Origin of the sequence: Streptobacillus canis, from assembly GCF_009733925.1 — a bacterium.
Taxonomy (GTDB): Bacteria; Fusobacteriota; Fusobacteriia; order Fusobacteriales; family Leptotrichiaceae; genus Streptobacillus; species Streptobacillus canis.
The window spans coordinates 1-6409 of sequence record NZ_WOEI01000041.1; the positions used below are offsets into that span (position 1 = coordinate 1).

Here is a 6409-nt window from a genome sequence, read left to right on the forward strand (position 1 = left end):
CTCATCCTTATTGTTCTAATGAGAGAGTAAGTAATGAAAATAATAATAAAATGGTTAGAAGATTTATACCTAAAGGGGTATCTATGGATCATTTAACAAAAAAAGATGTTAAACACATTGAAACATTTATGAATAATTATCCAAGAAAAATTTTCAATGCTTTAACATCTAATCAAGTTTATGAGTGTCTATTAAATCTAGCTTAATTAAACTTTTGGACACTTACTATTTTAATTTAGGTTTCTTCTCAAACTATCATTTCTCCTATATTTAGCATAGGTAACATCAATGATATTAATATACTCCCTATTACTATTGCAATTAAAATTATACTTAAAGGTTCAATTATCTTTAATAATATTTTGACTTTATCTCTTACCTTATTACTATATATTTCATTAAGTTTTTCGAAACTATTACAAAGATCACCTGTTTTTTCAGTTATACTTATTATCGCTTTAAATTCATCATCAAAAATTTTTTTATTTATATATATTTTTTTAAGTGAAGTCCCTTTTGAAATTTTTTTTATTATCTTATCCATTTCATATTTAAAATATTCATTTTCTACTATACTTAAATTTTTAACAGCATCATAAAAATCTATTCCTGATTTTAGTTGCATATATATTCCTTGTATATACCTCATCAAAAATATATCTCTATATATTTTAATATCAAATTTTATTTTATCTACATAATACTTATTAATATATATTATATATTTCAAAAAGAGTATTATCACAACTATACCCAACAATATCCACAATTTATATTTTACTATATTACTTGATACACTTATTAATATATTTGTCATTAAAGGTAAATCAGCGTTCAAGTCATTATATATCTCTACAAATTTGGGCACAATAACTACCAACATAAATACTAAAATTAACAAAGATGTTAATAATAGTATAAATGGATAACTTAGTATATTCATTACTTCCTTTAATATACCATCTTCAAATTCATATTTTTCTTTTAATATACTAAAAACTTCTTTCATATTCCCTGTTTTTTCAGCTATTTCAATATAGCTTAAAAACTCTCTATTGCTGTTTATATTCTTAAAACTTTCTTTTAAACTTTTACCTTTTTCAAGTTCTTTCTTTAATTTTAATAACTTAAATTTCTCTTTACCTTTATATATATTACACAACACATTTATACTGTCTATAATATCAATTTCACTACTTAATAATATAGCTAATCTGCCCACAATTTCTTTTCTAAATTTTTTCTTATTCATTTAAAATTTCTACCTCAACCTCAACATATATATTCCTTTTTTCTTTATTTTTGTTCTTTTTTCTAAATATAGTTGAAAATATGGGCAAACCAGGCGAAGAAATTTCTAAACTTTTACTCTCTCTACCAATATTTGATATGAAGGTATTAGTCTTATTTTTAAGTAAGACTTTTGTATTAAGTATATTCTTGCTTCTAACTTTCTCTGTTTTAAAACTTGATATTTCAGAATATATTTCAAGTTCTACATATTCTTTGTATCCCTTTGTTATAATTCTAGGTTTAATTCTAAAAACAAGCCCTGCTTCACTACTTTGAATGCTTTTCTCAGTCCCTAAAAAATATAGCTCATCTGTAACCTTTATTTCTCCTATATTATTATCTAAAACTATAAGAGAAGGAAAACTTTTAATATATATGTCCCCACTTTGTTTTAAACTATCAAGATCTATACCTAAACTACTACTTCCAAAATTTAATAAATTAGTTAACGATAATTTATTATCTAAAAACTTAGAAACTAAATTTTCTCCCTTATTTTCTTCTATCCTCACATTAAAACCCAATCTATCAAAAAGAGATAAAGAGGTGTCAATAATATTCATTTTAACTATCACTTGTCTTTTTATTCTATCAATATTATAGACTATGTCTTTTACTTTTTTAATATTTTCAGCTCTTCCTATAAATATATATTTATCCCCTACTTTTTTTATTTCTACATTATACATATTATTAAGTTTTAATATCTCAGATTCATCAATATGCTGTATACTTATTATTTCATATTCATCTTCTTTTTTCTTTTTTTCTACTTTCACTTCTGCTTTATTATTTGTATTAGATTTATTCTTAGCTTTATTCTCTTGATAAAACCTAATTTTTTTCATATTTTCTTCAGCAATATATTTTTTCTCTGAAAATGCTAAAATAGAAAAAAGCAAAATAATTATTTTTCTCATAACCTCTCCCTATAATACCCTATAGATATTTCAAAAAATTCTCCATTTAATCTAATATACATCTCCTGTGTATCAAAAAAAATTTCTGAGTAATACAAAAATTGCATGAATTCAAAAAAAGATTCTAAAGATCCAGTAAACTTAAACACCGTGTATATTCTATGATAAAATTCATCACTCTCCTTAATTATAGGGCTAGATTTATCAACAAGTTTTAGTTTACTATAATTAGCAAAATAGTAAATTGCTTTTAAATAATCATTTTCACTAACTACTACTTTAGCTATATCTTCATCTTTAATAATAATATGCTCAACTACTTCTACATCATCTCTATTATTTAAAATATCTAAATTCTCATTCAAATCCAAAAGCATCTCATTTTTAGAAATATATTCTGTTCTTCTTTCATAAATATCAAACACACAAAATAGAAGAATAAATAAAGATAAAATATATTTAAACTTTTTCATTGCTCAACTCATATGCAAAAGAAATTTTTTCATTTTTATCCTTAAATTCTATGATAGAATAATTCCCAAAGTATTTTTCAAGTGACTTTTCATATTGTTCTAATTTTTTTAAATTATCAATTTCTCCATATATTTTCCATTTATCATTTAAATACTCAAGGTTTGTATACTCCACACCAAACATTCTACTATTTAAAAAAAACTCTATATCCATATAAAAAGGTTTTTTAAATGATTTTTTCATTTTCAAAATAAACTCTTTATCTATATTTTCTTCTTTAACATTACTTTTTTCTTCTATCTCCTGACTAATATCTGCAATTTTTTTATCAATTTCATCACTATTATATTTTTGATAAAAAAACATATACACCAATATAATAATCAAAGTAAAAAAAATAGGGACAACATATTCTATATAAATTTTTAAACTAAAATTTTTTATTTTATTCAATTCTTTTTTAAATACAAAATCTTTTAATTCTTCATAACCTTTAATTACTATATATCCAACAAAATCTTGCCCTTCTTCATAATCTTCTATTGTAAAATCAAGTTTTTCTATTTTCTGATCATACTTTATCGTAAAGTCTTTTAAAATTAAGTAAGTTTTTTTGTTTATTATCTCAAATAAACTAAAAATTTTTTTTAACCTATAATTTCCATTAAATATGTTACTTATTCTTCTACTTATATCTTTTTCTACTTCTTTTTTTAATCCATTTATTTCTATCCCTAATATTACATAAATATCTATATTATTAGCTATATTTAATTCATCCAATCCGTCAGTTATATCTAAAAATATATCATCATATGTAAATATATATTGATTACCATCTAATTGTATATATATTTTATCTAATACTAAAAGAGTTACATAATTGCTCAAGCTACATCACTTCTATCAACATTATCTACTATTCTTACTTTTTCCAATCTTAATATTTCTTTTTCTAACATTTCAACACTATATTTTTCTTGCATTAAAACATCTATAGTTTTTACTTTTTCAAAACTATATATTAATATTGTAGAAACCATCAATAATATGATAGTTGAAAAAATTGTTACATACATTAAACTTATCCCCTTATTTTTCATAACTTAACCCTCCTTAAAATCTTACTTCCATCCTTTTCTAAATTAAGATTCAGATAACCATCATTTATGTAAAAAGAACATTTTGCTTTTTTCAAAATGTATTTTCTATTAACATACATCCCTTTTTCATCACAACCTATATTTACCTCATCACCTTCATCACTAAAGTTAACCCTAAAATTATATACATATATATCTTTTTTTCCTGTAATATATCCTACATCTCTAGTCCTTATTTTTCTAATAATACTACTAACAGTTGTATATATTTCTATTTCATTTTTTAGTATTGATCTTTGTATTTTATTAAAAATTATCAAATTCCTATTTATGGATAAAAGAAGTATAGTAAAAAATATCATTGATAATATGTAGTCAAGTAATATTTGACCTTTACTTTTCAAGTATCGCAAAATCTTTCATATTATTTATACTATAAAAAGCAACTCCTCTATCTATGTATAGATTAAAAGTAATTGATCCTTCTAGATCAAAATTTACTAATCCAATAAATTCACTAAATTCTTTAGCATCACTAAAACTACAATTATTACAAATAATATTTTCTATTTTTTCTCTACTAAACCCCTTTATATCCGATAAAACATTTTGAATAATTTCCATATCTTTTAATTTTTGAATTTGTTTTTTTTCTATAATATGTATATTTCTGATAGTGTAAACATTAGTTAATAATACGATAATAAAAATTAGACTTGAAAAGATAGTCTCAATTAACATTTCCCCTTTATTTTTCATATCAACCTCAAATCATGCAATATAAATGACACACACATTGCTGGTGCAAAAGGTATATATCTCTTTCTTAAAATCAGTCCATATATCAAAGCACTTATATACATTATTTCATAAAACCTTAACAAGAAATATATATCTCTCATCCCAAAATACATTCCAAATACTAGCATTAATTTAATATCCCCCATACCTATAATTTCAATATTTATATAACTTTCAATTAACCAGAAAAAGAAAAACGGTAAAGTAAATATTCCCATACCAATATAGCTAGAGTAATAATCCACTTGCTTCAATATAAGTATAAGAATAAATAAAAATATTAGATCTCTATCGTAGATATAACCTTCTTTTAAATCTACATATGAAATATATGTTAATAATATATAAAGTAAGAAAATCATTTCTTTTTCCCACTTATTGTATAAATAGCACTTTCTGGTTCACTTACATTTGCGACTATTTTTTCATCTTCAATTAAGAATTCCCCTTTAAATCTACCTACAACAAAGCTATTACTTCCTTCATTGATATTAACTCCTAAATTCTCAGATTCAGCTAATAATTTTAATATATCTATTTCCTCTGTTCCATCTATACTCATTAGTAGATACATGTTATTTAATTCTGAAACCGCAGAAAATATTTTAGTTTCATTTGCTCTATCAATGTATTTTGTTATTTTAGGTACAGCAACACTTGCAAGTATAGCTATTATTGCTATTACTGTTATTATTTCAATTAAAGTAAAACCTTTATTCTTTTTTCTATTCATATCCCCCTCCCCTTACACCTATTCTACAACTTAAATTTCTTTTTGTCAATTAAATTTTAATTAAATTTTAATTATTTTACTTTTGTTATACAATTTGATAAAATATATCTGAGGTGATGAAAATATGATACTTGGTTTTGATATTGGAAATACACATATTTGTCCAATAATTTATGATAAAAATGGGAATATATTAGAAAAATTTAGAATTCCTAGTAAAACTAATTTAACTGAAGATACACTATTTGCAACTTTAAAAACTCTTTGTGATTTTAAAAATATTGATTTAAACAAAGTAGAAGATGTTGTATATTCGTCTGTAGTACCACACTTAAACGATATATTTAATTATTTAGCAAAAAAATATTTTAAATGTAATCCATATATTTTAAATGTTGGTAATATAGATGAAAATTTAATTACTTTCACTACAACTACTGAAAGAAATTTAGGAGCAGATAGAATAGCAACTATACTTGCAATGAAAAAATATGTTAAAGATAGAGAATGTATAATACTTGATTTTGGAACAGCAACTACATTTGAAGTGGTTAGAGATGGTAAATATCTTGGTGGAGCTATACTACCAGGTATAGACTTATCTATTAATGCCCTATTCCAAAACACAGCCAAATTACCTAAAGTTACTTTTAAAAAACCTGAAGAAGTATTAGGTAATACTACAGTTACTCAAATAAATGTTGGTATATATTATTCAAATATAGGTGCTATTAAAGAATTAATTAGTCAATACAAGAAAATATATCCATATGCTTATGTAGTATCTACTGGTGGGCAAGGAAAAGTAATAACAGAAGATTTAAAAGAATATATAGATGAGTATAAATCAAATTTATGTGAAGAAGGAATATTTGAATTCTATCTTTACAAAACGAACAAATAAAAAAAGGTGATTTGGGATTTTAAAAAATCCCTTGAATCACCTCTTTCTTTTCTATATAATTTAATCACCAAACAAAACTAACAGAAAGGAGTGATAAACATGACATCTAAAATCAAATTCATCTAGATGTCATATCTGTAACTTTTAACATAAAATGAAACTTACTTGTAAATCTAGATTA

General features: G+C 23.0%; 10 protein-coding genes and 1 pseudogene. 2 read left to right on the plus strand and 9 right to left on the minus strand.

Translation table 11 applies throughout. The features are described 5' to 3' along the window. Nucleotides 1-206, plus strand: a pseudogene (locus GM111_RS08285) (IS30 family transposase); the annotation flags it as partial. 41 nt (nucleotides 207-247) lie between these two features. On the opposite strand, the gene GM111_RS07835 reads toward GM111_RS08285, so the two are convergent. From GM111_RS07835 to GM111_RS08510, 9 genes are all read right to left on the minus strand, one after another. After that, entirely contained in the window at nucleotides 248-1252 is a 1005-nt protein-coding gene (locus GM111_RS07835) for a type II secretion system F family protein (protein ID WP_156300544.1), read from the minus strand. Then, nucleotides 1245-2213, minus strand: a complete 969-nt coding sequence (locus GM111_RS07840; RefSeq protein ID WP_156300545.1) for a hypothetical protein — start codon at nucleotides 2211-2213, stop codon at nucleotides 1245-1247. The genes GM111_RS07835 and GM111_RS07840 overlap by 8 nt, the downstream gene beginning before the upstream one ends. Further along, the gene (locus GM111_RS07845; RefSeq protein WP_156300546.1) at nucleotides 2210-2686 is read right to left on the minus strand and encodes a hypothetical protein; all 477 of its coding nucleotides are present in this window, start codon (nucleotides 2684-2686) and stop codon (nucleotides 2210-2212) included. The genes GM111_RS07840 and GM111_RS07845 overlap by 4 nt, the downstream gene beginning before the upstream one ends. Next, complete coding sequence (locus GM111_RS07850) at nucleotides 2673-3578, minus strand: hypothetical protein (protein WP_156300547.1); 906 nt, start codon at nucleotides 3576-3578, stop codon at nucleotides 2673-2675. Before GM111_RS07850 ends, GM111_RS07845 begins: the two co-directional genes overlap by 14 nt. Continuing rightward, nucleotides 3575-3790, minus strand: coding sequence for a hypothetical protein (locus GM111_RS07855; RefSeq protein WP_156300548.1), 216 nt, complete (start codon nucleotides 3788-3790; stop codon nucleotides 3575-3577). Before GM111_RS07855 ends, GM111_RS07850 begins: the two co-directional genes overlap by 4 nt. Then, nucleotides 3787-4110: a hypothetical protein gene (locus GM111_RS07860; protein ID WP_156300549.1), complete on the minus strand. Its 324-nt coding sequence runs from the start codon at nucleotides 4108-4110 to the stop codon at nucleotides 3787-3789. The genes GM111_RS07855 and GM111_RS07860 overlap by 4 nt, the downstream gene beginning before the upstream one ends. 73 nt (nucleotides 4111-4183) lie before the next feature. Continuing rightward, a complete protein-coding gene (locus tag GM111_RS07865) occupies nucleotides 4184-4549 on the minus strand; it encodes a hypothetical protein (protein ID WP_156300550.1) in 366 nt (121 codons plus the stop codon). Further along, nucleotides 4546-4953, minus strand: a complete 408-nt coding sequence (locus GM111_RS07870; RefSeq protein WP_156300551.1) for a prepilin peptidase — start codon at nucleotides 4951-4953, stop codon at nucleotides 4546-4548. Before GM111_RS07870 ends, GM111_RS07865 begins: the two co-directional genes overlap by 4 nt. Further along, nucleotides 4950-5324 carry a prepilin-type N-terminal cleavage/methylation domain-containing protein gene (locus tag GM111_RS08510; RefSeq protein WP_156300552.1) on the minus strand — a complete coding sequence of 125 codons (375 nt, stop codon included), beginning with the start codon at nucleotides 5322-5324 and terminating at the stop codon, nucleotides 4950-4952. Before GM111_RS08510 ends, GM111_RS07870 begins: the two co-directional genes overlap by 4 nt. A gap of 124 nt (nucleotides 5325-5448) precedes the next feature. Between GM111_RS08510 and GM111_RS07880 the strand changes: the two genes are divergently transcribed. Next, entirely contained in the window at nucleotides 5449-6228 is a 780-nt protein-coding gene (locus GM111_RS07880) for a type III pantothenate kinase (RefSeq protein ID WP_156300553.1), read from the plus strand. The last annotated feature ends 181 nt before the right edge of the window (nucleotides 6229-6409 follow it).